Below are 25,708 nucleotides of genomic sequence, written 5' to 3'. Positions count from 1 at the left end.
TCCTGCGAACTATTTGAGTACGATGAGTTCAGGTTCAGCGCGTTCGCTTAACCATTCCGCACCATCTTCTGTGATGACAATATTCTCTTCATGAACCATAGATTTACCTGGCGCATAAACCATTCCTGGTTCTAGTGTCATGACCATTCCTGGTTTGAGAATTGTGTTGTCTGTTGCTGTATTTGATGGACGTTCAGTGAGTTCCATACCCAAACCATGACCAAGACGACCAACGTCGTTACCTAGTGCACCGTTCGCTTCCAGTACTCCCCACATTGCGTTATAGATATCGGTTGTTGTTGCTCCAGGGCGAGCGGCTTCAAACCCTTTCGTCGTCGCTTCATAAGTGGCGCGATAGGCTGCTTTTGTTTGCTCGCTTGCCTCTCCAAATGCCCAGTTACGGTCAAAATCAGAGAAATAACCATCGCGTACTGCACCGGTATCGATGATCAAAACATCGCCGTATTCAATAACACGATCAGTCGGACCCATAATGATGCTGTCATACCCGTCCGGACCAGAACCTGCAATGATATAAGGACATTCATCTGCCCCTTCTAAAAGCATATCAATACGGAATTGCTTACAAATTTCTCGCTCTGTCATTCCTGCTTTTGCGTATTCAGGGATCTTAGCAAAACCGACATTTGTAATGCGACAAATCTCTCTGGTTTTTTCAATTTCGGCTTGAGATTTAATTTGGCGAAGTTCATGGACCGCTAAAGAAACATCAACAAACTCTTTTTTTACCATCGTAGTAAGTTGAAGATAATTGTTAACAGGCATACGTAAATGTGATTCGATTCCTAACGTTGCTCCGACTCGACCATGTTTACAAGACAATGAATTCAGAACGCTGGCAACCAAACTAATACCGTCATCTTCTGGGCGTGGCGACGGCCAAGTAATAATGTTGTCTATCCACGTTCCAGCCATACCACTCGCACCAATTTCAGGGACGATTGCCGTAGGCTTACCTTGTGCAGGAACAACAACAAACCATGGGCGAGTTGGGCTTTGCCAAAACTGTGTATGAAAACCGGTAAAGTAACGAACATTTGGTTCTGTTGTAAAAATCATCGCATCCAGTTTCTGGTCATGCATGATTTTCTGAGCTCTTTCTGTTCTATTTTCAAATTCGGCTTGTTCAAAGCCTCTGTTTAAAAAATTCATTGGAACCTCTTATCTATTTGTATGATTCGTGCTGTTTAGCAAGATATCTTTCAGTTAAATTTTGTTTACGGTACGGGGTCACATCTTAATGATAATTCACCCAATTAATGTGACGAACCGCTTAAAGTTACCAGAAGTTAACTGAAATGCCAATTAGATGACCTAAATGATGACTTTTGTCACATTCAGTTCCTTTTATGTAACTTTAGGGTTGATCGAAGTTCTAAAATATAGTCTTATAAATACAGATAGTTGATCGAACAGTTGCATTTTGAGTGCAAAATAAAGAGAATGGACAGCAGATATAGTTAACATTAGTGACCTAAAATGAACGCTAAAGCTTACAAATCATTCAATATAGTTTTTACCAATAAAGACAGAGAGTATTTAGAGTCCAATTTTCGTTTAGCAGAGACCATTGCCGAATTTATCGGTCCCCACTGTGAAGTGGTGATCCATTCATTCGAAAGCTTTGAGAATTCTGTGGTGAAGATAGTGAACGGCCACCACACGGGCCGTAAATTAGGTTCACCGATAACGGACATGGGATTAAAGATGCTTAACGCCTTCGAAAAGACGGGAAATGTAACTCCAAAGAGTTATTTCACCAATGCGAAGGAAGGAGCTTTGTTAAAATCAACTACATGTGTGTTAGCGGGCGAAGAAGGTAAACCAATTGGTTTGTTCTGTATCAACATGAATTTGTCTCACCCATTTCCGGAAATCATCAAAACGTTGATGCCAGATATGGCTAGCACTCATGTCGGTGTTCATGAAAATTTCAGTTCATCTCCTAGTGAGGTAATTGAAAACGCTTTAGAAAATGCAATTCTCGAAATCGAAAACGATGTGGCGATCAACTTGAAGGGAAAAAACAAAGCCATTACCAAGCAATTGTTTGAAAACGGTATTTTTGAACTTAAAGAGGCTACAGCATTAGTGTCTGAACGCCTTGGCATAACTCGTCATGCTATATACAAGTATAACCGCGAGTTTAGATCGTAGTATTAAACAAGAGAGAAACGCAATGAAAACAAAAATTCACACTGACGCAGCTCCAGCAGCAATTGGCCCATATTCTCAGGCTCTTGCATTTCAAGAGCTCGTTTTTACATCTGGTCAGCTTCCGTTAAACCCAGAAACAATGGCCTTTCCTGATGGTGGCATTAAGGAACAAGCCCTTCAGTCTCTAAATAACTTAAAATCAGTGCTTGAAGCCGGTGGAGCATCAATAGATACGGTGATTAAGACAACCTGTTTCTTGGCAGATATGGAAGATTTTGTTGCCTTCAACGAGATATACACTGAAGTATTCGGTACAGAAAACGCACCAGCACGTTCATGCATTCAAGCTGCACGTCTACCTAAAGATGCGTTGGTTGAAGTTGAAGCGGTTGCCTACATCAAAAAGTAACGACCAGAGAGAGTCATAAATAAGATGACTCTCTCCTCTTCAGTCCACCTTATTCATTTAAAAGAAACCATTATGTTGAATATATCTAAAAACAAATTCTATACGGGTAAAGCTTCTCCTATTTTTAATCAATCTGCCGCTCGAGATGCACGTGATTTTCATAAGCAAATTGAAGGTTATCAAGCGACACCATTGGTATCACTTCCTAACCTAGCTGAGAAACTGGGTGTTAAATCTATACTGATAAAAGACGAGTCGAAACGTTTTGGTTTGAACGCTTTTAAAGTATTGGGTGGATCGTATGCTCTTGGTAAACTGTTGGCCGAACACCTTGGTGAAGATATCTCTGATATTAACCTGAAAACGGTTGCTTCTAAGCTAGACAAACCATTAGTGTTTACCACCGCAACAGCCGGTAATCACGGTACGGGCGTCGCTTGGGCAGCAAGAGAAATGGGCCAAAAAGCCGTTGTTTACATGCCTAAAGGTTCATCTCTAGCCAGCGTGACTCGCATCAAAGGCTTAGGTGCTGAATGTATTGTTACTGACGTTAACTATGACGACACGGTTCGATTAGCCAATCAAACTGCTCAAGAGAATGATTGGATGTTGGTACAAGACACGGCGTGGGAAGGTTACGAAAAAATTCCGACTTGGATCTCCCAAGGCTATATGACCATGGCAGATGAAGCCATTGAACAAGCAGCCGAGATGCCTGACGGGTTGCCAACTCACGTCTTCCTTCAAGCTGGCGTCGGCGCAATGGCCGGTGGCATTCTCGGTTATTTGGTTGACAAATTAGGCTCAGAAAACGTTACAACCATTATTGCAGAACCTAGTGCGGCGGATTGCATCTTACGCTCCGGTTCAAGTAGTGATGGTAGCATCGTCAATGTTTCAGGTGATTTGAATTCAATTATGGCCGGGCTGGCCTGCGGTGAACCAAATCCAATTACATGGCCAATCCTTCGTGATTCAAGCGATCTGTTTGTTTCTGTTGACGATAGTGTTGCTGCAACTGGCATGCGTATTTTAGGCAACCCATTGAATGGCGACCAAGCGATCACCAGTGGTGAGTCAGGTGCTATCACTACAGGTCTATTGTATTTACTCGCGAGTCACGAAGAAGGGAAAAGTATTGCTGAAGAGATTGGCTTGGATAAAGACGCCGTCGTAATGATTTTTAGCACAGAAGGTGATACAAACGCTGACCGATACCGTCAAGTTACGTGGGAAGGAGCGCTACCGCTAAGTCGTTAACTAAAAAAGCATCGTTGAGCATTTTAAGCTGACTATCAAGCTTAATACTCGATTGCATCGCTAAGTTAAATCGACAAAATCACTATCCCCTCTCAACGATACGTTTGAGAGGGGATGTCTTATTGAAATTGACTTTCCGCAGTCATTGAAACGAATAAAAGACTAGTTACCCTCTAACCTAGTTAGAAAACTCACGGATGAAATTCCACTCAACCTGACAATACACATTTATACAGACTATTTTTATTCGCGGCGGCTGACACTATCGAGTCATAGGATCAAAGAGCAACCAAATGAATATAAAAAAGAAACTACTATTGGCATTGATTATTGCCAGCATACTACCTGTATTAATTGTTTCCGTATTTGTTGTTAACCTTTTAAGAACGCAAGCTATCGATAGCTTTATTGATAACAGCAGTAATGAAATGCGTCAGGTTGATAACACCATCTCTGTCTATTTTAAAGGCATAGAAGAAAACATCGCTTACCTCGCAAAGCACGCCAATCTATATCAAGATGATAATAGTATTACCAGTTATGTCGATCAGAGCAGTGCCACAATGACGCCGGATAAAAACGACGGTATTGAGAGCGAAATTTTTTCATTGTTCAATGATGTAGGTCGTGCTCATCCCGACTATTCTTATATTTACATGGGCACCCAATATGGCGGATTCATTCAGTGGCCTATGGGGGCAAACCCGGCAAATTACGATCCACGTTCTCGTCCTTTCTACAAAACGGCATTGGACGACCCAAAAAATACGGTTCGAGGTGAAGCTTATTATTGGGAGCCCGATGATGCTGTCATTCTCAGCACAGCGCTGAGCTACGCGACAAAAAATAGCCAAAATGGCGGAGTTATCGCAATTGACGTCTCATTGAAGACGCTAACCGACATGATTAAACGGATAAAACTTGGTGAAGAAGGCTATCTAATGCTGGTTGAAGAGACTGGCAATATATTGGTTGATGCTGGACATTCAGATAATAACTTTAAACAGCTCTCTGACCTCGGCGACGCTTATCAACTTTTAGAAAAAACCAACTCGGGACTTGTGGAAGTCGACCTCAATGGTCAAACCTACATGGCAAATATATTTCCATCCGATAAATTGGGTTGGAAATTTGTCGGCCTTATCAGCCAAGACGAAGTAATGAATTCCAGTAATAGTATTACTCAAGTCATTGCCATTATCGTTTTATTGTTAACCGTCCTTCTCATTACCGGTGCCACACTATTAGCCAACCAGATCGCTAAGCCAATGCTTGCCGTTTCAAATGGTCTGCGCGACATAGCGTCAGGTGAGGGTGACTTAACCAATACGCTTCAAGTCCGCTCAAATGATGAGACTGGCAAGCTCGCAATATATTTTAACCAATTCCTTGAAGCCATTCGAAACCTTGTTGGTCAAATAAGTAGTGCAGGTCAAGAGATGGAACAGTCTTCTCAACGAGCTATCTCAATATCACAAAATATGGCGGACACGGCCGAAAGCCAAAACCAAGCCGTTGAGATGGTGTCGACCGCTTTCAACGAAATGGTAGCGACGACGCACGAAGTTGCTAACTCTTGTAATGCAGCCGCTGGGGCTGCGGAAGAAGGACAACAGCTCGTTAACGAAGGGCAAGACCATATCGATAAAGCAGTTGCAAGTGTCAATCAATTAGCGACCTTATTAACACAATCATCAAACGCAATAGATGAACTGGAACAAGATAGTCAGGATATTACCGCTATCTTGGATACCATCAAGGCGATTGCCGAACAAACAAACTTACTTGCCCTCAATGCGGCAATTGAAGCCGCGCGCGCCGGAGATCAAGGAAGAGGATTTGCCGTCGTTGCTGATGAAGTCAGAGTTCTCGCAAAACGCACTTCTGATTCGACGGGAGAGATCAACGATTTAGTTCAGCGATTACAAATGCGCACACAGGGAGCATCAACTCAGATTAAGCATAGCCTTGCCGCCTCACAAGAGACGGTGGATATTACCGCATCTGTCCATGGTAATTTCGAGGGAATCTCCACCGCAGTCGAAGTAATCAGAGATATGAACATTCAAATCGCCACCGCGACAGAAGAGCAGCATCAGGTGGTTGAAGATATTAATAGCCACATCCACCAAATACATACCGATGCTTCTGTCGTGCATGAGATATCCAACAACGCGAGACTAAATTCAGTGCGACTTGGCGAAGTGGCCACACAACTTACCTCTTTGGTCTCAAAGTTCAAAACCTAATTTTTTAAAAAAATTAGCCACTTAAAGACTCTACTCTCTCAGTGGACAGGCCGATACAGGGTTGTCCACTGCTAACTTTCTTGCATTTAATAGTGTATACATTAAGCAATGTGTCCTTGATAATTTTTATCGAGTAAGCGCAATAAAGCACGACTTAGGCCATTCGGTAGCCATGGTGTCCGTTAAATTTGCATCAGTATTTAAGAAAAAAGACAACGCGGGGTTATTGATCCTTATCGCTTAGGTTATGCTAGTGCGAGAATTCAAGGAGGAATAGGAGCACGTATTTGAACAATACTCGAGGCAGTATCTTTATGGTACTGGCCATGGCAGCGTTTTCCATTGAGGACATGCTGATAAAATCTGCCGCAAGTACCACTAACGTTGGATTAATATTGGCGCTATTTGGATTAGGCGGAACAGTAATTTTCGCGTTGTTAACCAAAAAGAAGGGAGAAATCATTTTTCACCCTGCCATTCTTTCCCGCCCCATTATTATCCGTGCCTTTTGTGAAGTTTCTGGCCGGCTCTCTTTCGCATTAGCGATTACATTAACCACACTCTCTAGCGCTTCCGCTATATTACAAGCGACACCTTTAATCGCCATGTTAGGTGCCGCATTTTTCTTTGGCGAAAAAATTGGACAGAAACGATGGCTGGCTGTTTTAGTTGGTTTGGTTGGCGTGTTAATGATTATTAGACCTGGCCTCGAAGGGTTCGAAACTGCCTCTATTTTTGCTGTTGTAGCAACGATAGGATTTGCCGGACGGGACCTCGCTACTCGTGCTGCACCCGCCACTTTGTCCAATACGCAGTTAGGCATCTACGGTTTTTTTGTCATGATTCCAACAGGGTTAGCCATGTTTGTTTATAGTGGCGAGCCACTGCGAATAGACCTCATTACTGGGCTCAAAATAGTCGGAGCAATCTTGTTTGGTGTTGCCGCTTATAATGCATTAACTATCGCGATGCGCACTGGTGACGTCTCAGTCGTCGCGCCTTTCCGATATAGTCGTTTATTGTTTGCATTAGTCCTTGGTGTATTTGTATTCGCTGAAACGCCTGATACAACAACGCTATTAGGTAGCCTACTTATCGTCAGTTCTGGTGGTTACACCTTAATTCAGAGCCATCGAGCTAAAAGATTAATAATGCCTTAAACCCTTTTCAGGTTCTCAATCTTAATTGACAAGGTAGAACATTCATTCTACCCTGCCTGAGTAGAATGAATGTTCTACCTTGTCAATATTATACTCAGAGAACCCAATGACTAAAGATCAAATAGCCGCCAGCCTAGAAGAGGCTTTCAGTCGACATGGTTTCGCCGAGCCAAGTGTCGCACAGTTAAAAACAGCGTGTAACGTAAGCTTACGTACTCTTTACCGATATTACCCATCAAAAGAAGCCATGATTGTGGGCGCACTCGAATATCGCCACCAGCGGTATCTAACGATCTTAGCGAACAACTTACCCACAGATAGCACCGAGTCTATCCTTTGTATCTTCGATAAGCTTGAACAATGGATGACAAAAAGCGCCCCAAATGGTTGCCTATCGATGAATGCCATCGCCGCTTTCCCGAATAACTCACTAATCAATCAAGCAGTGAAAAAATACAAGCTCGATGTTCAACATATTTTTGCTCACCAGAGTGAAAATGCAGAGCTAGCCACTATCCTATATTTACTCCATGAAGGAGTTTCAAGCGCATGGCCAGTAATAGGACATGACGCTATTACTGCGGCAAAAAAGGCCGCCGCCCATATGCTTAAATAGCCGATAGAAATTGAATAAAACCGACGTAAATGTAGATAGAGGTAACCATTAATGACAACGATTCCAAAACAAATGAAAGGTATTCAACTTATTGCTTACGGAGAGTCTGAAATGCTTCAATGTCGTAACGACATTGTTGTTCCGACTCCATCTGATAATGAGGTTCTTATCCGTGTTTCTGCCGCGGGCGTGAATAATACCGACATCAATACTCGAATTGGTTGGTACGCAAAAAATGAAGCACTAGACAATAAAGCCAGTTGGTCTGGTAACGCGTTGTCCTTCCCTCGAATACAAGGCGCTGATGTCTGCGGTAAAATAGTCGCCGTTGGTGAGAAAGTCGATACGAAACGAATCGGTGAACGGGTTCTTATAGAGCCATGTCTTAGTGAAGTAAAGGGACAGACGCGCACCCCACCCTGGTATTTGGGCTCTGAATGTGATGGTGGTTTCGCTGAATATATTGCTGTCTCCGCAAAGCACGCTTACCGCATAGAGACTTCTTTAACAGACAACGAGCTTGCTTCATTCCCTTGCTCCTACTCCACCGCGGAAAACATGCTTACGCGCGCTAACGTCAATCAGGCTGATACTGTTCTAATTTCAGGTGCTTCCGGAGGCGTTGGTTCCGCAGCGATTCAATTAGCTAAAGCTCGAGGTGCTTACGTTATTGCCATGACAAGCCCGAGTAAAAATCAGCAATTGCTCGATATTGGAGCCGATAAAGTGATTGCACGTAATGCCGATTTAATCGCGATCCTCGGTGAAAACAGTGTCGATGTCATTATCGATTTAGTCGCGGGTAAACAGTGGCCGCAATACTTAGAGGTATTGCGCCCATGTGGACGTTACGCTGTTTCAGGCGCTATTGCGGGAGCACATGTCAACCTTGACGTGAGAACCTTATATTTAAAGGATTTGAGTTTCTTTGGTTGTACCGTTTTGGCCCCTCATGTGTTCAAAAATTTGATTAATCAGATTGAGCGCGGGAAAATTGTTCCTCTTGTTGCAAAAACATTCCCGCTTACCGATATAAATATCGCTCAAGTAGAGTTTTTGAAAAAGCAACACGTTGGTAAAATAGTGCTTACTATCTCGGATGAATAAAAGCCGCAAAAACTAATTCTTCAATCGACTTCTCACACCTTCATTTTAGGTGTATTATCCTTAATGAACAGTCGTTCAATCAAATGAGCGCGTGGTGGTCGACTCACTCAAGTCACCCATCCTGAAACGGGATAAAGGTAAGAAGATGAAAAAGAAAATAAAGCTAGATATTGTCTCAGATGTAGTATGTCCTTGGTGCATCGTAGGCTATCAACACCTAAAGGCCGCGATTGATGAATTAGGTATGCAAGATCAAGTAGAGATAGAGTGGCAACCTTTCGAACTCAATCCAGATATGCCGGCAGAAGGCGAAGGTCTGAAAGAACATATCGCAAGAAAATACGGCTCGTCAGCAGAAGATAGTGCACGCGCACGCGAAAACATCACTATGCAAGGTGCCGCACACGGCTTTGAGTTCAAGTATTTTGATGACATGAAGATGGTTAATACTTTTGAAGCACATATCTTGCTTGAGTACGCTAAAGAAATGGGCAAGCAAACAGAACTCAAATTACGCCTTTTCAGCGCTTTTTTTACCGAGCAGAAAGACGTATCAAATAGAAGCATCCTAGTGGAAGAACTTAACAGTATTGGGCTTAATGGGACTGAAGCCATCCGTCGTTTGGATGATAAGGAACATCGTGATGAAGTTCGGATAGCCGAAAATTACTGGACTCAACTTGGTGTTACTAGCGTACCAACGGTTGTATTCAATCGAACCAGCGCCCTCAGTGGTGCCCACCCAGTAGACACTTTTAAACAGGTATTAACGGAACTTGCTCAAGAATAAGGGAAACCTGTTTCCTGTAATTTAAAATGGTGATATTCATAAAAGGAAAATCTTGACTTAAAGTTAGCTTTAACTACTAGACTCTCAGCATAAAGTGAACGGTGGCTTTGACAAACGAAATAGCGGTTAGATTACAGTCAATCCATCTTCACTAAAGATAAAAATTAAAATTTCAAATAATTACGAGAGTCTTCACATGAAGCAGTACCAAAGAAAAGAACTACCTTTCAATGAATTCATCATAATGATGGCATTAATGATGTCCATTGTTGCCTTATCTATCGACGCGATATTACCCGCACTACAAGTTATCGCGGTTGAATTACATTCACCTAGCCCAAAAGACGCTCAACATTTTATCGTCGCCGTTTTCGTCGGTTTAGCCTTAGGCCAACTCTTGTTTGGGCCACTTTCAGATTCAATAGGTAGGCGCCTTTCTATTGTTGCTGGGTATAGCGTATTCATTGTCGGAAGTATCATGGCAATGACCGCGACGGATCATGACACGATGGTTTTTAGCCGTTTCTTACAAGGATTCGGTATTGCAGCCCCAAGGGTTATCTCTGTTGCCATTATTCGAGATCTATATCAAGGGCGTGCAATGGCCAGAGTTATGTCATTTATTATGATGATTTTTGTTCTTGTCCCTATGCTTGCCCCCCTGTTTGGTCAGTTAATTTTAACGTTGGCTAATTGGCAAAGTATCTTCTTCGCTATTCTTCTCGTGGGATTGATTTCGCTCAGTTGGTATCTGATTCGACAGGAGGAAACGCTAAAAGCAGAAAATAGAGCTAAGTTCTCCGCATCCGCAATGTTGACCGCTATCGGTTCTATTTTTAAAAATCGTCGATCTATTGGCTATACAATTTCGGCAGGCATCATTTCGGGTCCATTTGTGTTCTATTTGAGTTCGGCTTCCCAACTATTTACCGAAACATACCAACTAGGCCAATGGTTCCCACTCTATTTTGCTGGGCTAACGCTTGCCTTTGGAGTCTCATCTTACGTCAATGGCAAGAATGTCATGAAGTATGGAATGCGTTACATTGTCCGCATTGCACTTATTGCTATCAGCATGATTGCTGCTCTGTTCGTTGTTGTTACCATCAACTTTGGCGGATACCCACCGTTAGCCTTAACCACCCTTTACATGCTGGCTACTTTCTTCAGCCTCGCGATGATATTTGGTAATATCAACGCCCTCGCCATGGAGCCTTTGGGTGAGTCAGCGGGATTAGGCTCGGCAATTGTTGGTTCGGTCTCCACCATAATTTCCGCTTTGCTCGCATTTGCAATTGGCGCCTTTTTTGATGGTTCAGTATTTCCACTCGTGATCAGTTTTGGTTTAGCGGGGCTAAGTACATTGATCCTTACTTGGTGGATAGATACAGATAAAGATATAGCGATGGAGGATATACCATCGGCTTAAATAACAATGCGGGGAAACCTGCCTTGCTATTTAATTCGGACATAGCTCAAAAACATATCAATACAGCTTTTCAAATACGTAACACGTTGCGCTTCTGTCTCACCTGTATCAGCGCCTAGATAACGCCAATAAACCACTTTACCATGCAGCATTAAAAGGAGTTGTATTGCTGCATCCTCACATGAACCATGGAGCTTGATGATCCCCTCTTTTTCTTTCTCTAGAAGATAATCTTGTAGGCATTCGTTGGTTTTTTCTGGACCGAAGCTCAAATACGTCGCTGCAAACTCAGGATGAGTATCTATTTGGCTAACAGCGTTTCGGTAGGTGTAAAGCGCACCCGGGTTGAGCAATGTTTCTTGAAAACCTTGAGCAAATCGAAGCAACACCTCATCAATTGGCGCTTTATTGTCAAAAACTACCTTATTGATTTGATACTCCTGACATTTATCTCTCATACAGGTTTCAAACAGTACGTCTTTATTTTTAAAATGAGAATAAACCGTCTGTTTAGATACATCAGCAAGCTTAGCTACGCTCTCCATGCTTGCGCTATACCCTTGTTGACCAAATAGTTGGATTGCCGCTTTTAAGATTTTTTCTCTTTTCGTTTCACTAGAGCTGGACATAAATACCGAGAGGTTGAATCGTCGAATGATCAAATAATACCGAAATCAAACTGGACAGTCTAGTCCATATCGTGTTTAATGAAAAAATGGACTAGACGGTCTAGTCCATTAACTCTAAATGCGTTCACTACATTAAAGGTCTCTTTTATGTCTTTCCCCATTCTGAATACCGCGATTGTCTCCGCCGTATTTTTTTTATCTGCATGCTCTGATCCTACTGTGGCAGTACAAAAGCCCAAACAACGCCTTACCGTTGAATCTCAGCTTATCTCGGAGAGCCAAAGCTACACCGTGACACGGGAATATGTCGGTTCTATACAAGCCGGTCAGAAATCAAATCTGGGATTTGAACTTTCTGGAAAAATATCAGAAATACATGTTGATGTGGGCGAGGTTGTGGAGAAAGGACAACCTTTAGTTAGGTTAGACATTAAGCTGTTACTGACAGAACTTAAGCAACTTGACGCTCAAATGAAGGAAATCAAAGCACAACAAAAACTAACCAATGCAAATCTTAAAAGACAATACTCATTAAAAAAGAAGGGATTCAGTTCTGAGTCTGAAATCGACTTACTTATCAGCCAAAAAGAAGCTCTAGAAGCAAATGCATTAAGAATAAATGCCACTATCAGTACAAATAAACTAAAACATCAAAAATCCACAATAAATGCCCCTTATTCAGGAATAGTGAGTAAGCGTTTTGTTTCATTAGGCGATGTTGTGTCTGTAGGTGACGCAACGTTTGAACTGTTATCTGACTCAAACAAAGAAGCGCTTATTGGTATTCACGTAAGCGACATAAGAAAAATTGAAGCCCAAGATCATTATGTCATTCGAGTTGGGGATATAGAGCACGAGGCAACACTAATTTCTCAAGGTTCTAACATCGACTCCAATTCAAGAAATGTAAGCCTACGATTTTTATTGGACCAAACGGACTCCGAAATTCTAGATGGTGAGCTTGCCTACCTGTCTTATAAAAAGGAATACGTCAAGAGCGGGTATTGGTTACCTAATACCGCCTTGATTGACGGTATTAGAGGCACATGGAATATCTTCACTCTTGATGAACAGAATATCGTTGGCCGAAAAAGCGTTCAAGTACTCTTTGCTAACAACCAGTCTGTTTATGTGCAAGGCCCCATATCTGACGGAGACGAAGTCATCACTACTGGACTTCATAAAGTGGTGCCTGGCCAACGTGTACAAGTAGCAAAATAGAGAGACCATCATGAAATACGCAAACATTATCTCCAACTCTCGTCTAATGGTCTTAATCGTCGCCTTTTTAGTCGTTGGTGGCTTTTCGGCATTAAATACGTTACCAAGAGCAGAAGACCCTGCCATCGTCAGTCGCAATGCAACGATTTCAACTATCTACCCCGGTGCCAACGCAACACGAGTGGAATCCCTTGTTACCGAAGTGATTGAAAATGAACTTCGTCAACTCAGCGAGATTATCAAAATCACGTCGACTTCCCGCCTCGGTGTTTCAATAATTAGTCTTGAACTGGACGATACAATAGTGGATATCGAACCCATTTGGTCAAAGGTTCGAGATAAGTTATCAGACGTAGAACCGGAGTTGCCACAAAGCGCACACACTCCTGATCTCGATACGGACAGCGGTCAAGCATTTACCCTTATGATCTCGCTAAATTGGCAAGGTTCTGGCGAAGAAGACCTATTGATTTTAGGTCGATATGCTAAAGAGTTAGCAACACGGTTTCGAATACTATCCGGCACCGCCTTCGTAGAGGACTACGGCTTACTTGATGAGGAAATTTCCGTCAATATTGACGTGAATAAAGCGGCAGCGTTAGGCTACTCTAGCCAACAATTAGCAAGCGCTTTAGACGGGGCAGATGTTAAAAACTCGGCAGGAGAACTCGTCAATGATTCAACAAGATTTGGTTTGGAAATATCGTCTAATCTTGATTCTATAGAACGGGTTAGGCAGGTTCCAATCTCCATTAATAATGTTGGTCACACCATTCGCATCGGAGATGTTGCTGACGTACAGCGTTCTTATAAAACACCTTATGACGAACTTGCGCTCATCGACGGTAAACCTGGAGTCATTGTCGCGATACGAATGCAATCAAATCTTCGCGTTGATAAATGGACACCGTCGGCGATTAATCTATTAGATGAGTTTCGCGACGCATTACCCAGTAATATCAAAGCCGACGTAATATTTAGCCAGCAACCTTATACAGAGGTTAGACTACTCGAGTTGACTGAAAGCCTAATTATTGGTTTTAGTCTTGTGCTGATTGTGCTGCTATTTACTCTCGGGTTTCGCGCTGCACTGATTATCGCCTTGTCACTCCCTTTGACCATGTTAACAACGCTATCTCTGATGAAATACTTAGGGGTTCCTATAGACCAGATGTCCGTAACTGGTTTTATCGTTGCGCTGGGCATAATGGTCGATAACGCCGTTGTTATGGTGGATACTATCCAAAGTTATCGCCTTAAAGGCAAAGCTAAACTTGAATCCGCTATGTTAGCGATTCAGCACCTCTGGACACCATTGCTTGGTTCTACACTGACTACCGTACTTGCCTTTGCTCCTATCTTTCTTATGCCTGGGGCCACCGGTGAATTTGTCGGTTCTATCGCGTTAACCGTCTCTTTTTCACTAGTTGGTTCGTATGTTATTTCGCACACCGTTATTGCTTCAATATCGAGTATTTTTCTTCCAAGCAAAACAACGTCGTCAAATTGGTATCAGACAGGAATAAGCATTCCTATTTTAAGTAAATGGTTTGGGCGTTCAGTGGCGATCGCCATACGTCATCCTTTGATAACAATAGCGTTAACGATGATGTTACCTATTTTTGGTTATTGGAGCACTTCCCAGTTAACAGAACAGTTTTTCCCTGCCTCCGACAGAGATATGTTCGAGGTTCAGGTTTATTTACCCACTCAAGCCAGTATTTATGCCACAAAGTCCGCGACAGAACAGATCCATGCATTTATCGCTGACAATGAAGATGTAGAACAAGTTAACTGGTTGATAGGATCTGCATTTCCTTCTTTCTATTACAACATGGTGCCACCAGAACACAACGCGCCGTTTTTTTCTCATGCTATGGTTAAAACGACGAATTTCGAAGCCGCAAACCGACTCATTCCAAAGCTCCAATCAGAGTTGGATAATAACTTTCCGCAGGCACAGATATTGGTTCGAAAATTGGAACAAGGTCCCCCCTTTACTGCACCAATAGAGTTAAGAGTTTACGGCAATGACTTAACTAAATTAAAGAGTATTGGTGAAGACATTCGCTTGATTTTGTCAAATATTGACCACGTTACGCACACACGAGAAAGCTTACCCGCGGGTATTCCGCAGTTTGAATTGAATGTAGACGAAGAGGCTATCCAACTCAACGGTCTTAACCTCAACCAATTCGCCGGACTATTACAATCCACATTAGTAGGTAATGAGAGTGGAAGTATCATCGAAGGGACAGAGTCGATTCCCCTTAGAGTCAGTATTAAAGATAAAGAACGAGAAAACTACGATGACTTGAACAATTTACGATTCCCTGTCTCTTCTAACGGCAAAAACACTGGTGTATCTGTACTCAGCCTATCTGAGTTGGAATTAATACCAAGTATTGGCGGTGTCACCAGAAGAAATGGTCGTAGAGTCAACACCATCGAAGGCTATATAGAATCAAGTGTACTGCCGCAAACGGTTCTAGACGATTTCAAGAAGGAGTTAGAAAACTACCCATTTCCAACTGGCTATGCAATCGAATTCGGTGGCGAGGCCGCCGAACGAGATGAGTCCGTCAATCAACTGGTTGGAAACGTCTCTGTTGTCGCCGTTTTGATGGTGCTTGTGGTCGTACTGTCTTTTAACTCTTTTCGGTTAAGCGCCGTCATTTTTGTCGTGGCTGGCCTAGCGGCAGGTCTTGGTATATTTTCCATTTGGCTGTTCAGTTATCCGTTTGGTTTTACAGCAATAATCGCCTTACTTGGCGTGGTTGGTTTGGCCATTAATGCGGCAATTGTCATTATTGCCGAGCTAAGATCTTGTCCTGATGCCAGCCAAGGTAATTCAGACGCGATATTGACTGCCGTGATGAGTTGTACCCGACATATCACGTCAACCACCATAACGACAATAGGTGGTTTTTTACCACTGATTTTGGCTGGTGGTGGGTTCTGGCCTCCATTTGCGGTTGCCATTGCTGGTGGTACCGCACTGACGACATTGCTTTCGTTCTATTTTGTTCCGTCCGTGTTCAAGTTGCTAACAAAAATGTCCGCCAGTATTGCGGCTCACCCAGTCGAGGTCGCGCAATCGTAGCCCTACATAACCTGTGAATGGAGGTAATTATGAAATCATGCCCATTTTGTGGTGGAAACAATTTAACTTCTGAGAGCCGAATACCGGTATGGGGGAGTAGATTGAAAGAATTTCACATCGTATGCAATGACTGCGCGTCATCCGCTCCGATTTACGTGTGGAATCTTCGTGCCAAAAAGGATGCGTCGAATCTGAACAATAATAATTCTGGTGACACGGCAAGTGATTTGATGTCTGTGACGTGACCGACTCGATGAATAACCGTCATGAGCCTTATCGCTGTCTGCAATAGATTCCCGCTGACGACAACTACGTCGACGGCGGAATTCTGTTCGCAGACTACTAATTTTCAATCACTCGTGATTCTTAGTCACTCGTGTCTATTTACTTAAAGGTTGTTCACTTTGAGATGGCGTTTCTATAGCTTTGCTTGCCTTGGGAGCACAGCGTAATCCCATAGCATTACCGGAATCTAGCATATACATAAGGCACGAGTAGTTTGTATTTGAACGCGGTGTAAACTCATAGATCTCTGAGTTCGCAGCCCAAGTATCTAGTTCGTAAGCAAAATCCGCAGGTAGTAATTTGTCTAATTTTCCTTGCGGCCCTTTAGGAATACACGAAAGCCCCATATCTTTTCCTGAGTCGAGCATAAGCATAATGCAAGCTTGCTCTGGATTCGCTTTCATAGTGAATTCATATACCTCAGAGTTTTCCTGCCACGTATCCAACTCATAGGCATAATCTGGCCTCTGATCAGGCAGGTTATTCGTCTCACTGAAACAACCGGTTAGCACCAGCGGAGAGGCCACTGTCAAAATGAGCTTCAAGCAATTATTCATGGGTTGTCCTTTGTACAAAATCAGGCGGTAATTCAATATGCTCACTACTCAGTAACGACGGTAGCTTCTTCAATAATCAGGTCATATTTATAACCGTAACCAAAGTCTTTATTCAGTGTAAGTGTGCCTGTAATCGTCACGATATCACCGACACGGGCAGAATCTGCCGTCGTGATGGTGAGGTCATTCAGGCCCGTTGCTGAATCGCTAGTCCCATCTTGAATATGTAACCAGTTTTTTTTCATTATCTGAGGGCTAAACTTAACCACTTTACCTCGTAACACAACGGTTTTTCCGGACAGGGCATCTTTCTGAGCCACGATGTCTGCCACGGTATTACCACCCTCTGCTGGCGTTATTTCGTCTATAACGACGCTAGACTGCGCTGCCTGACCCGATGCAACAACCGAGACGCTATTACCATTGTGAATGGCATTAACAAAGTAGATAATGTCGAAATCACGATTGAGGCTTTTGCTGTGAAACTGAGTCATGCCAATGCCTTCTTCGTCAAACGACACAACATCACCCACATTTATCTGGGCGCTAGGGCCTGCAAACCATCTCTGCTCTGATTCCAGTTCCACTAACACATAGGCATAGCCACCTGAATTCAAAGCTTCTAACACTTTTCCTGATAAATTCACGTTCTCAGAGGCGAATGCTCTAGGTAAGAGTGTGATGAACATAATAACAACAAGATTAACAAAATTTTTCAATTTCCCAGTCCTTCAAAGATAACTTGGCCGCGACTATTCACATTGAGCATAATTTCACTCGGAACAGTGCGGCCTTTTGACATAAATACGATTAACGTACAGATTATATCAATTTCAGTACCTTCGTGTCGTTAACCACGTCGCCATGTATGATATTTCTCTAATAAACGAAGAATAGTTTGCGGTGCGTGATCGCGCTTCCACTCACCTGCCGTATATTTGTTCGCTTCTGCCCAGGTTGGATAACTATGAATTGTACCCAGTATCTTATTCAAACCAAGGCCATGTTTCATGGCCAAAACAAACTCTGCAATCAAATCACCAGCGTGCTCAGATACAATGGTCACACCTAGTATTTTGTCTTTGCCTTTTGGTGTAATCACTTTAATGAAGCCGTCGGTTGCGCTCTCTGTAATGGCCCTATCAAGCTCTTTAAACTCGAATCGAGTTACCTCGTAGTCGATTCCTTTTTCTTGTGCTTCGTACTCATTGATACCCACTCTTGCGACTTCTGGATCGATGAAGGTTGTCCAAGGAATCACTCGATAATCTACTTTAAATTTCTTAAACTGCCCAAACAACGCATTAACAGCGGCATACCAACCTTGGTGAGCAGCGACGTGTGTAAATTGATATGGACCAACGATATCGCCTGCGGCGAAGATGTTTGGATGAAGTGTTTCCAAGTATTCATTCGTTACGATCGTACGGTTGGTTTCGATACCCAGTTCTTCAAGCCCATAACCATCAAGACGAGCACTACGCCCTACGGCACAAAGAAGTTGATCATATTCAATCTCAATCTCTTGTTCTTGGTGCTTAACCACAATGAATTTCTTACCATCTTTCAATTCACACCGAAGTGCCTGATGAGAAGTAAGTATATTCACACCACTTTTTTGCAGTGCTTTGGTCGCGAACTCTGAAACCTCGAGATCTTCTCGAATCATGATTCGGTCGGCCATCTCAATCTGAGTCACGTTTGATCCTAATCTTGAAAAAGACTGCGCCAATTCAGACCCAATTGGACCACCACCCAACACGACCAGTTTTTCTGGTGCGGTGTCGAGTTTCGCAAACTCAGTCCATAGCGTATCGCTGGTTACATAACCGGTATCTTCAATACCTGGTAGCGGTGGAACAAATGGACGCGCACCTGTTGCTATAACAATGCTACGAGCGGTCAGCTTAGTCGATGTCCCATCTTCATAGGCGATCTCTACAGTCCATGGGTCTAATATCTTTCCGTAACCTTTTACAACATCAACACCAAGACTGGTATAGCGTTCCACACTGTCATGAGGCGCAACCTCTGCGATAACGTCATGAACACGTTGCATCACCTTTTTGAAGGAAAATTGAGGAACCGAATCTTCTAAACCGTAATGATGGGCGTTTTTGATATTATTCGCCATTTTGGCACTTTTAATAATAGCCTTGCTCGGTACACAACCGTAATTCAAGCAATCCCCACCCATTTCTCCGGCTTCTATCAAGGTCACTTTAGCCTTTACTGCCGCGGCAATATAGCTGGTCACCAGCCCACCAGCACCAGCACCAATAACAATTAAGTTGCGGTCAAATTTCTTTGGTTTTGTCCAATTTTTGCTTACTGCATCTTTTTTCATTTTATTAACTACCATTTTTGCAATGAATGGAATGAGGCCCAACAATGAAAATGACAGCATCAGCTTCAAGGAAAGGACGCTAGAGACACTATCTATCTGAGCGAGTTGTGTTCCTGCATTTACATAAGCGGCGGTCACAGGAATCATCCCTAACGCGCTTACCCAATAAAACGTCCACGCCCTCAGCGCTGTCACACTCATCAATATATTTACAATAAAGTAAGGAAATATAGGGATTAACCGTAACGAAAATAAATAAACGGCTCCCTCTTTTCTTACCCCTTGGTTTATCGTGGCCAACTGTTCTGGAAAACGGTTTTTGATAAATTCTCGAAGTAAATATCGAGAAATCAAGAAAGCAAAAAGCGCTCCAATACTTGACGATATTACGGCTATACCGACTCCTTCAACTAATCCAAACAATGCACCTGATGTCAGAGTCAACAGCGCGGAACCAGGTAAGGAGAGTGTAGCAACCGAAACATACAGCAGTATAAACCCACCTATAACCAAAACCGGTGACTCTGTTCTCCACTGTCTAAATTTAGTAATCGACCTTTTTAGTTCATCGAGCGTCACTAAAGATTGCATGTCAAAATAAATCGCTAAACAGAGCAATATTGCTAATGCCAATAGCATCTGGTTTTTTCTGGGCATCAACATTTTACCTTCATTGCAGAGATACTAATGTTATCTACTTTTTTCAGTTCAAAGTAAACAAGCGACTCATTAATGTCTTGCTCTGGCTTTTAAATAGAAAGGTTCGACGGATAAATAATTTCATTAAAACGAAAATTTATTCATAAGGTGCTTTAATAACAATATTGCTGATCAAACAATTTTACAGGTTGGTATGTAACCTTATTAGAAACCGTTCAGATCAAAAAACCTGACTTCGTAGACCACCAAAAGCAGCTATTCCATCAGGTTTAGGAGTAATTAAAGCCGAGTCAGGAAAAACCCGCAATGAGAATACTAAGGCTTAAGTTTCATGGCATTGGTAATGTCATCGGCACTATGACGTTCCGCGACGGCTTCCCAATCTTCACCCCAAGAACGGTTTACAATTCGGCCTCTTTGAACAGCAGGTCGATCGGCGATTTGGTGGGTCCAACGGACCAGATTGGTATAACTTTTCACGTCTAGGAATTCGGCGGCATCATAAACATTGCCAAGTACCAGATTGCCGTACCATGGCCAAATTGCAATGTCTGCGATGCTATATTCGTCACCCGCTATATAGGTATTTCGTGCTAGTTGCTTATCCAGTAAATCAAGATGTCGTTTGATTTCCATTGAGAAACGATTAATTGGGTATTCGAATTTCTCCGGTGCGTAGGCGTAAAAATGACCAAACCCGCCACCTAAATATGGCGCACTCCCGTGTAACCAGAATAACCAGTTCATCACAGACGCTCGCTGCGCACCGTTGGCGGGTAAAAAGCTATCAAACTTTTCTGCTAGGTACAAAAGTATAGAACCAGATTCAAACAGCATCGTGGATGCATCAACAGAACGATCAACTAATGCAGGGATTTTGGAGTTAGGGTTAACCTCGACAAAACCAGAGGAGAACTGGTCCCCTTCCATTATGTTAATTAGATGTGCATCATATTCCGCCTCGGTTTTACCTATCGCAAGTAACTCCTCGAGCATGATCGTCACTTTCTGACCATTTGGAGTCCCCATAGAATACAGCTGTATTGGATGTTCACCGATAGGAAGAGGCTTTTCATGCGTAGCCCCTGATACAGGTCGATTGATACTGGCCCATGTTCCACCACTTTCCGTTTCGTCAGACCAGACTTTTGGCGGTGTATATTCATTTCCCATAATGTGCCCCTATCGTATCATTGAATTTATTGTTGACGAATGAATCGCCAATGAGTGATAAAAATGTAGCTTGTTAGCGACCATTATTCAAGACTTATTTGAACGATTGTTCATTTTCACTCAAATTAGCGTCTCTTATTTATTCCTACAAGAAGATAAGCGATTAAAATCATAGAGAAGGAAGAAGAATTTATAATATCAATGGTTGATCTGATGAATGTATTTCATCAACTCCATTCGGGTTTCGTCGCTCACGTGGCTATGCCAAAAACCACCAAGATAGGCAAGTAACGGAATACCAAACATCAAGAGTAAAAGAAGAATCAAAACGCCGCGTGAGGTAATATTCTTACCTGTTGGTAGTCTCACTCCCAACGCCTTTTTCTGAGGACAAGCGCTGACACAACGCATGCAGGCCTGACACTCATCCGTACGAACGGTTACTACAGTATGGACCTTAATTCTCGCCGGACAGGCTCGTGTACACTTATCACAGTCCATCCCCTTGGTATTGTTTAAACAATGCGTTGTATCTCTTCTTACTTTGAGCGGACTAAAGAAACTCAATAAACCTAACACGGCTCCATACGGGCATAAATATCGACAAAAGGCTCTGTCTTGCCACACAACTAAAGCCAAAACCAAACCAATCAATACCCCTTCAATCAAGCTAGGGGTGATGAAAAACATAGCCATTTTGAGGTCGGCCATTTTTTGATAGTAGCCATTGAGATAATGAGGTAGAGCATTGCTTGGCATCGCGAGAACGACAATATAAAGCAACCCCATGAGCAGCAAGTATTTCACCATTCGTAGTGGCCAGTCGACCCAACTTGGTGGCAAAAACTTACCCTTAAAAAAGCGAATACGCAATTGATATAGATAGGTGCCTGCATGACCAAGTGGACAGATCCACCCGCAAAAGGCACGTTTACATAACACGCCACTAAGCAATACGGTAAATAACATAACTGCGGCTGCTGGGTGGCTTTGGTCCCACAGACCTAGCATGATTATGGCTTTTAATTCAAGGCCACCTGCAATAGGTAAAAACGCATCCACTACATCAGGGCGAGTCAAACCGACTATGACACCATTACCTAACAGCGCGTAATAAACCACATATTGAATTCCGACTAATAACATAGACAGAGACATAAGAAATTGTATCCAATCTCTTAAGGTGTTTTCACGGGTCTCGCCACGTGCTAATTCTGGTTGAAATCGATTCAATGCTATCACTGAAACAAGCCCAATAGCCGCACCCAACATTAATGGCCAATAAAGCGTCGCGGCCAGAGCACCGAGTAGCATGAGAATAGTAAGGATGATGCCCCACGTCTGTTTACTCCAGTACAGTAAATTTAGACAAAAAATCAAACCGCTCATTAAGATTACGGATTCTAAAATAGACATAATTCAACTCGTACGAGATACAACATCGTATATAGATATTTCGATAATTACGGCTAGGATACTTATAAAGTATCGTCTAGAACAGAAAGGAATGCTCGCTGAAGTCAATTCCGTGAGCACCTTCGTTATTAGTTTATTCTTCATTTGACAGCGATTGAAAATTGCCAAGAACTTTGAGACAACAAGAAAGAGTAGTATTTTTTTCAAGTTCTTGTTTCAATACCTTCATTCAACTCCGACCTTCACTACTTTTACCTTAACGTGGATATTCATTGATGTCACAACACAGTATCAAATTTATTGCCGCCGATATGGACGGTACTTTACTCAACGAAATGGGTAAACTAGATCCAAAATTTTTCGAAATTTATCAACAACTAACGGACAAAGGCATTATTTTCGCAGCCGCGTCAGGACGCCAATACTACAGTTTGATAGAGACATTCTCCCCTGCCAATCATGACATGATGTTTATTGCAGAGAATGGAACCTTAGTGATGCATCGCGGCGAAGAACTTTATAGCTGCACCATCGGCAAGCCCTCGGTTGAAGAGATTATCAATCAAGCACGCTCTATTGAAGACACGCATATCGTATTGTGTGGTAAGAAGTCCGCTTACGTAGAGACCACATCGCCACAAGCCATCAAAGAAATACAGAAATACTATCATCGCTGTGAATTTGTTGACGATTTACTCTCTGTTGAAGACGAATTCATTAAAGTCGCTATCTGCCACTTCGGCGGGTCGGAAGAGTACATCTACCCGATAATTAACAGCAAATTCGGCCATAACCATAAAGTGGTTGTCAGCGCAAAAATCTGGCTTGATGTCATGAATGCCGTTGCTTCGAAAGGAGCCGCAATTGAACATCTCCAAAATACGCTTGGTTTTAGCTTTGAAGAAACGATGAGTTTCGGCGATTACTTTAACGACGTTGAGATGCTTCAAGCAAGTTACCACTCTTACGCGATGGAAAATGCGCATGAGAAAGTAAAGCAGTATGCTCGCTACCGTGCACCAAGCAACCAAGAGTCTGGGGTTTTAACCGTGATTAACAAATACCTACAAGGGTGTAAATAACACAGGCCTAAGCGTAACCAATTAAGCCAATATCTATTGATCTTAAAGGCTGGTTTAATTGGTTAGTTTATACATCAACTGCTCTGCGTCTAGTTTTGAAAGCGGCTTAGCATAGTAATAGCCTTGAGCATAACCACAATCGAGTTTTTTCAAAAGGTCATTTTGCGCCTTTTCTTCCACACCTTCGGCCAAAATTTCCACATCAAGTACCTGACTCATCTTGATGATTTGTTTGACAAACTCTCTATCAACTTCTGTATTACAGACATTCTGAATTAATGAACGGTCCAATTTGAGTTTGTCTAATGACTGATGAAACTCTCGTATCATACTTAGAGACGAATACCCGGCACCAAAATCATCAATAGCGATACTGATTCCTAACGCTTTAACACGAACAATATTGTCATTTAAGGACACCAAATTTTTAGCAGAAGCCGTTTCCGTGATTTCAATTTCTACCAACTCGGTGGGACATTGAGTCTGATCTATAATCATTTTCAATCGGTCTGCGAATGTTGTCATTTCGAGTGTTTTAAACGAGATATTGATAGCTATTTTAGGAGGCTGTAATCCTTGCTCTCTCCAAGAAATTATCTGAGAACAAACCTTTTTGAAAACCCACAGGTCAAAATCAAAGTGCAATCCTATCTCTTCAGCAATTGTGACAAAAACATCTGGTGCAATATTTCCAAGTACATCATGCTGCCAACGCGATAGCGCTTCGAAACCGACAAGCTTCTCTGACGCGATCTCATATTGTGGTTGATAATGTATCTTTATTTTGTCGTTTTCAATTGCACTTGGCAGAGCATCAATAATGAGCTTATGAGAAAGTATATCGCTCAAGGTTTGAGACGTGGAAAACTGAATTTTTGATTCGCTATATTTTTTGGCTTCTAGCATCGCGGTTTCGGCGGCAATCTCTACGGCGTGAAAGCTATTATAACGAACACTATGCTCACTCACACCGATACTGAATGACTTACTAACCTCGATGCCTCTTAGCAGCGTCAGTGGTTTATCAGCCAACCGACAAAGCCTCTCACAAATGGAGGTAAGGTGAGCATTAAACACATCATTAGACAGCTCATCTCGATTTTCTACTAATATTCCAAACTTTGCATTATTAAAGCGGGCGACGAGATTGTCGCTTTCAACAACCTCTTGGATTCTCTTGGCAAGCACCAATAGATAGTCGTCACCGATGTCAAAACCATAGCGAAAGTTAATGGTGGAGAAGTTATCCACATTTAAGAATATGAGCGCGAAGTTGTTTTTTTTTGAAATCTTGACTGATCAGTAAATGCTCTGATCGAGAAGCGATTGCCCAGCCATTTGATAGACCAGTAACAGGGTCGACAGATCGGTTTTGAAGTATACGAAAAGAGACTCTATATGAATCACTCACGCCTTCACAAACTTTGCAATGTAATTGGACAGGTAAAGGATAACAATAGGTATTTTTTACCGTAGCGGACACAAGTAAGCCGTTTTCTTTTAGGCTTGCACTGGCTAAAAGTTGGCCTATAGAGCTATATTGTAGGGCACTTTGATCGGTTAATGTGATGATATCTTGAAGTTCAGTTCCAGCGATATCTAACTCGCTATGGCCAACTTGTTCTGTGAATACATCATTGCACGAAGCAACCAAACCTTGCTTTACCACCATAATAGGCAGCAGCATGTGTTCTATATCGTTCATTCACGCCTTCTGAGTTTTATATGGAGAGATCTTATTTGTCTACCACCATAGAATCGTTTCGTTTGGAAGTATTTGACATATTATTCTATTGCACATTATCTGCAGTTCTACTCTCTACCTATTTAAAGCTAAGACAAACTCTTCAATTGTTCAATTTAAATTTTTATCTTGGGCGATGAGCTCTCTGATTTTGTTCATTATGATATGTTGATTAAAGAATCAAAGCGTCGATGATTTTTATCTATATATTACAATGTATTAATACAACACCCTTTGTAGGTGCTACTATATGCGGGATATTATCACTGAACGCCCATTTTCAACTCCAACAA

Annotated in this window: 21 protein-coding genes and 1 pseudogene; 12 read left to right on the top strand and 10 right to left on the bottom strand. The window is 42.4% G+C overall.

The window, feature by feature from the left end; translation table 11 throughout:
* Window positions 1-9: 9 nt before the first annotated feature.
* Window positions 10-1,173, bottom strand: a complete 1,164-nt coding sequence (locus L3V77_RS23695) for a Xaa-Pro peptidase family protein (RefSeq protein ID WP_275137276.1) — start codon at window positions 1,171-1,173, stop codon at window positions 10-12.
* Window positions 1,174-1,500: 327 nt separating this feature from the next.
* Here L3V77_RS23695 and L3V77_RS23690 point away from each other — a divergent pair, with 327 nt between their 5' ends.
* From L3V77_RS23690 to L3V77_RS23650, 9 genes are all read left to right on the top strand, one after another.
* A complete protein-coding gene (locus L3V77_RS23690) occupies window positions 1,501-2,178 on the top strand; it encodes a PAS domain-containing protein (protein WP_275137275.1) in 678 nt (225 codons plus the stop codon).
* Between the two features lie 22 nt (window positions 2,179-2,200).
* Window positions 2,201-2,587 (top strand): RidA family protein, encoded by a 387-nt coding sequence (locus tag L3V77_RS23685; protein WP_275137274.1) that lies wholly within the window; start codon window positions 2,201-2,203, stop codon window positions 2,585-2,587.
* Window positions 2,588-2,659: 72 nt separating this feature from the next.
* Window positions 2,660-3,847, top strand: coding sequence for a diaminopropionate ammonia-lyase (dpaL, locus tag L3V77_RS23680; RefSeq protein ID WP_275137273.1), 1,188 nt, complete (start codon window positions 2,660-2,662; stop codon window positions 3,845-3,847).
* A gap of 293 nt (window positions 3,848-4,140) precedes the next feature.
* The gene (locus tag L3V77_RS23675) at window positions 4,141-6,096 is read left to right on the top strand and encodes a methyl-accepting chemotaxis protein (RefSeq protein WP_275137272.1); all 1,956 of its coding nucleotides are present in this window, start codon (window positions 4,141-4,143) and stop codon (window positions 6,094-6,096) included.
* A 287-nt stretch (window positions 6,097-6,383) separates the two neighbouring features.
* Entirely contained in the window at window positions 6,384-7,256 is an 873-nt protein-coding gene (locus tag L3V77_RS23670) for a DMT family transporter (protein WP_275137271.1), read from the top strand.
* Between the two features lie 106 nt (window positions 7,257-7,362).
* Window positions 7,363-7,872, top strand: a complete 510-nt coding sequence (locus tag L3V77_RS23665) for a TetR/AcrR family transcriptional regulator (protein ID WP_275137270.1) — start codon at window positions 7,363-7,365, stop codon at window positions 7,870-7,872.
* Window positions 7,873-7,923: 51 nt separating this feature from the next.
* A complete protein-coding gene (locus tag L3V77_RS23660; RefSeq protein ID WP_275137269.1) occupies window positions 7,924-8,979 on the top strand; it encodes an alcohol dehydrogenase family protein in 1,056 nt (351 codons plus the stop codon).
* Between the two features lie 145 nt (window positions 8,980-9,124).
* Entirely contained in the window at window positions 9,125-9,769 is a 645-nt protein-coding gene (locus tag L3V77_RS23655) for a DsbA family oxidoreductase (RefSeq protein WP_275137268.1), read from the top strand.
* 196 nt (window positions 9,770-9,965) lie between these two features.
* The gene (locus L3V77_RS23650; RefSeq protein WP_275137267.1) at window positions 9,966-11,198 is read left to right on the top strand and encodes a multidrug effflux MFS transporter; all 1,233 of its coding nucleotides are present in this window, start codon (window positions 9,966-9,968) and stop codon (window positions 11,196-11,198) included.
* A 26-nt stretch (window positions 11,199-11,224) separates the two neighbouring features.
* On the opposite strand, the gene L3V77_RS23645 is transcribed toward L3V77_RS23650, so the two are convergent.
* Window positions 11,225-11,827 carry a TetR/AcrR family transcriptional regulator gene (locus L3V77_RS23645; protein ID WP_275137266.1) on the bottom strand — a complete coding sequence of 201 codons (603 nt, stop codon included), beginning with the start codon at window positions 11,825-11,827 and terminating at the stop codon, window positions 11,225-11,227.
* Window positions 11,828-11,974: 147 nt separating this feature from the next.
* Between L3V77_RS23645 and L3V77_RS23640 the strand changes: the two genes are divergently transcribed.
* Together L3V77_RS23640 and L3V77_RS23635 are read left to right on the top strand one after the other, a co-directional pair.
* Complete coding sequence (locus tag L3V77_RS23640; RefSeq protein WP_275137265.1) at window positions 11,975-13,048, top strand: efflux RND transporter periplasmic adaptor subunit; 1,074 nt, start codon at window positions 11,975-11,977, stop codon at window positions 13,046-13,048.
* Between the two features lie 10 nt (window positions 13,049-13,058).
* On the top strand, window positions 13,059-16,151 hold the full coding sequence (locus L3V77_RS23635) for an efflux RND transporter permease subunit (RefSeq protein WP_275137264.1): 3,093 nt from the start codon (window positions 13,059-13,061) through the stop codon (window positions 16,149-16,151).
* Window positions 16,152-16,531: 380 nt separating this feature from the next.
* On the opposite strand, the gene L3V77_RS23630 is transcribed toward L3V77_RS23635, so the two are convergent.
* The 6 genes and pseudogenes from L3V77_RS23630 to L3V77_RS23610 all read right to left on the bottom strand — a co-directional run bounded on the left by L3V77_RS23630 (window position 16,532) and on the right by L3V77_RS23610 (window position 22,589).
* Window positions 16,532-16,993 (bottom strand): hypothetical protein, encoded by a 462-nt coding sequence (locus tag L3V77_RS23630; protein ID WP_275137263.1) that lies wholly within the window; start codon window positions 16,991-16,993, stop codon window positions 16,532-16,534.
* 44 nt (window positions 16,994-17,037) lie between these two features.
* Window positions 17,038-17,712, bottom strand: coding sequence for a hypothetical protein (locus L3V77_RS23625; protein ID WP_275137262.1), 675 nt, complete (start codon window positions 17,710-17,712; stop codon window positions 17,038-17,040).
* A 131-nt stretch (window positions 17,713-17,843) separates the two neighbouring features.
* Window positions 17,844-19,340, bottom strand: a complete 1,497-nt coding sequence (locus L3V77_RS23620) for an FAD-dependent oxidoreductase (protein ID WP_342752117.1) — start codon at window positions 19,338-19,340, stop codon at window positions 17,844-17,846.
* A gap of 168 nt (window positions 19,341-19,508) precedes the next feature.
* Window positions 19,509-19,931 (bottom strand): annotated as a pseudogene (locus L3V77_RS25090) (VTT domain-containing protein); the annotation flags it as partial.
* 384 nt (window positions 19,932-20,315) lie between these two features.
* Window positions 20,316-21,173: a glutathione-dependent disulfide-bond oxidoreductase gene (gene yghU / locus L3V77_RS23615; RefSeq protein WP_275137260.1), complete on the bottom strand. Its 858-nt coding sequence runs from the start codon at window positions 21,171-21,173 to the stop codon at window positions 20,316-20,318.
* A 198-nt stretch (window positions 21,174-21,371) separates the two neighbouring features.
* Window positions 21,372-22,589 (bottom strand): 4Fe-4S binding protein, encoded by a 1,218-nt coding sequence (locus L3V77_RS23610; RefSeq protein ID WP_275137259.1) that lies wholly within the window; start codon window positions 22,587-22,589, stop codon window positions 21,372-21,374.
* Between the two features lie 275 nt (window positions 22,590-22,864).
* Between L3V77_RS23610 and L3V77_RS23605 the strand changes: the two genes are divergently transcribed.
* Window positions 22,865-23,671: a Cof-type HAD-IIB family hydrolase gene (locus tag L3V77_RS23605; RefSeq protein ID WP_275137258.1), complete on the top strand. Its 807-nt coding sequence runs from the start codon at window positions 22,865-22,867 to the stop codon at window positions 23,669-23,671.
* A 54-nt stretch (window positions 23,672-23,725) separates the two neighbouring features.
* Here L3V77_RS23605 and L3V77_RS23600 read toward each other — a convergent pair whose 3' ends face one another.
* Both L3V77_RS23600 and L3V77_RS23595 read right to left on the bottom strand, forming a co-directional pair.
* Window positions 23,726-24,922, bottom strand: a complete 1,197-nt coding sequence (locus L3V77_RS23600) for a GGDEF domain-containing phosphodiesterase (RefSeq protein WP_275137257.1) — start codon at window positions 24,920-24,922, stop codon at window positions 23,726-23,728.
* Entirely contained in the window at window positions 24,915-25,376 is a 462-nt protein-coding gene (locus L3V77_RS23595; RefSeq protein ID WP_275137256.1) for a hypothetical protein, read from the bottom strand. The genes L3V77_RS23600 and L3V77_RS23595 overlap by 8 nt, the downstream gene beginning before the upstream one ends.
* Window positions 25,377-25,708: the final 332 nt, after the last annotated feature.

This window comes from Vibrio sp. DW001, assembly GCF_029016285.1.
Taxonomy (GTDB): domain Bacteria; phylum Pseudomonadota; class Gammaproteobacteria; order Enterobacterales; family Vibrionaceae; genus Vibrio.
The sequence above is the reverse complement of the archived record's forward strand: the minus strand, read 5'-3'. Positions and strand labels throughout refer to the sequence as shown.

Excerpts from the sequence above, each read along its gene's own strand:
- L3V77_RS23630 (WP_275137263.1), bottom strand. The coding sequence starts at position 16,993 with ATGAATAATTGCTTGAAGCTCATTTTGACAGTGGCCTCTCCGCTGGTG.
- dpaL (WP_275137273.1), top strand. The coding sequence starts at position 2,660 with ATGTTGAATATATCTAAAAACAAATTCTATACGGGTAAAGCTTCTCCT.
- L3V77_RS23640 (WP_275137265.1), top strand. The coding sequence starts at position 11,975 with ATGTCTTTCCCCATTCTGAATACCGCGATTGTCTCCGCCGTATTTTTT.
- L3V77_RS23610 (WP_275137259.1), bottom strand. The coding sequence starts at position 22,589 with ATGTCTATTTTAGAATCCGTAATCTTAATGAGCGGTTTGATTTTTTGT.
- L3V77_RS23675 (WP_275137272.1), top strand. The coding sequence starts at position 4,141 with ATGAATATAAAAAAGAAACTACTATTGGCATTGATTATTGCCAGCATA.
- L3V77_RS23620 (WP_342752117.1), bottom strand. The coding sequence starts at position 19,340 with ATGAAAAAAGATGCAGTAAGCAAAAATTGGACAAAACCAAAGAAATTT.
- L3V77_RS23660 (WP_275137269.1), top strand. The coding sequence starts at position 7,924 with ATGACAACGATTCCAAAACAAATGAAAGGTATTCAACTTATTGCTTAC.
- L3V77_RS23645 (WP_275137266.1), bottom strand. The coding sequence starts at position 11,827 with ATGTCCAGCTCTAGTGAAACGAAAAGAGAAAAAATCTTAAAAGCGGCA.
- L3V77_RS23650 (WP_275137267.1), top strand. The coding sequence starts at position 9,966 with ATGAAGCAGTACCAAAGAAAAGAACTACCTTTCAATGAATTCATCATA.
- L3V77_RS23655 (WP_275137268.1), top strand. The coding sequence starts at position 9,125 with ATGAAAAAGAAAATAAAGCTAGATATTGTCTCAGATGTAGTATGTCCT.
- L3V77_RS23605 (WP_275137258.1), top strand. The coding sequence starts at position 22,865 with ATGTCACAACACAGTATCAAATTTATTGCCGCCGATATGGACGGTACT.
- L3V77_RS23695 (WP_275137276.1), bottom strand. The coding sequence starts at position 1,173 with ATGAATTTTTTAAACAGAGGCTTTGAACAAGCCGAATTTGAAAATAGA.
- yghU (WP_275137260.1), bottom strand. The coding sequence starts at position 21,173 with ATGGGAAATGAATATACACCGCCAAAAGTCTGGTCTGACGAAACGGAA.
- L3V77_RS23690 (WP_275137275.1), top strand. The coding sequence starts at position 1,501 with ATGAACGCTAAAGCTTACAAATCATTCAATATAGTTTTTACCAATAAA.
- L3V77_RS23665 (WP_275137270.1), top strand. The coding sequence starts at position 7,363 with ATGACTAAAGATCAAATAGCCGCCAGCCTAGAAGAGGCTTTCAGTCGA.
- L3V77_RS23595 (WP_275137256.1), bottom strand. The coding sequence starts at position 25,376 with ATGAACGATATAGAACACATGCTGCTGCCTATTATGGTGGTAAAGCAA.
- L3V77_RS23685 (WP_275137274.1), top strand. The coding sequence starts at position 2,201 with ATGAAAACAAAAATTCACACTGACGCAGCTCCAGCAGCAATTGGCCCA.
- L3V77_RS23635 (WP_275137264.1), top strand. The coding sequence starts at position 13,059 with ATGAAATACGCAAACATTATCTCCAACTCTCGTCTAATGGTCTTAATC.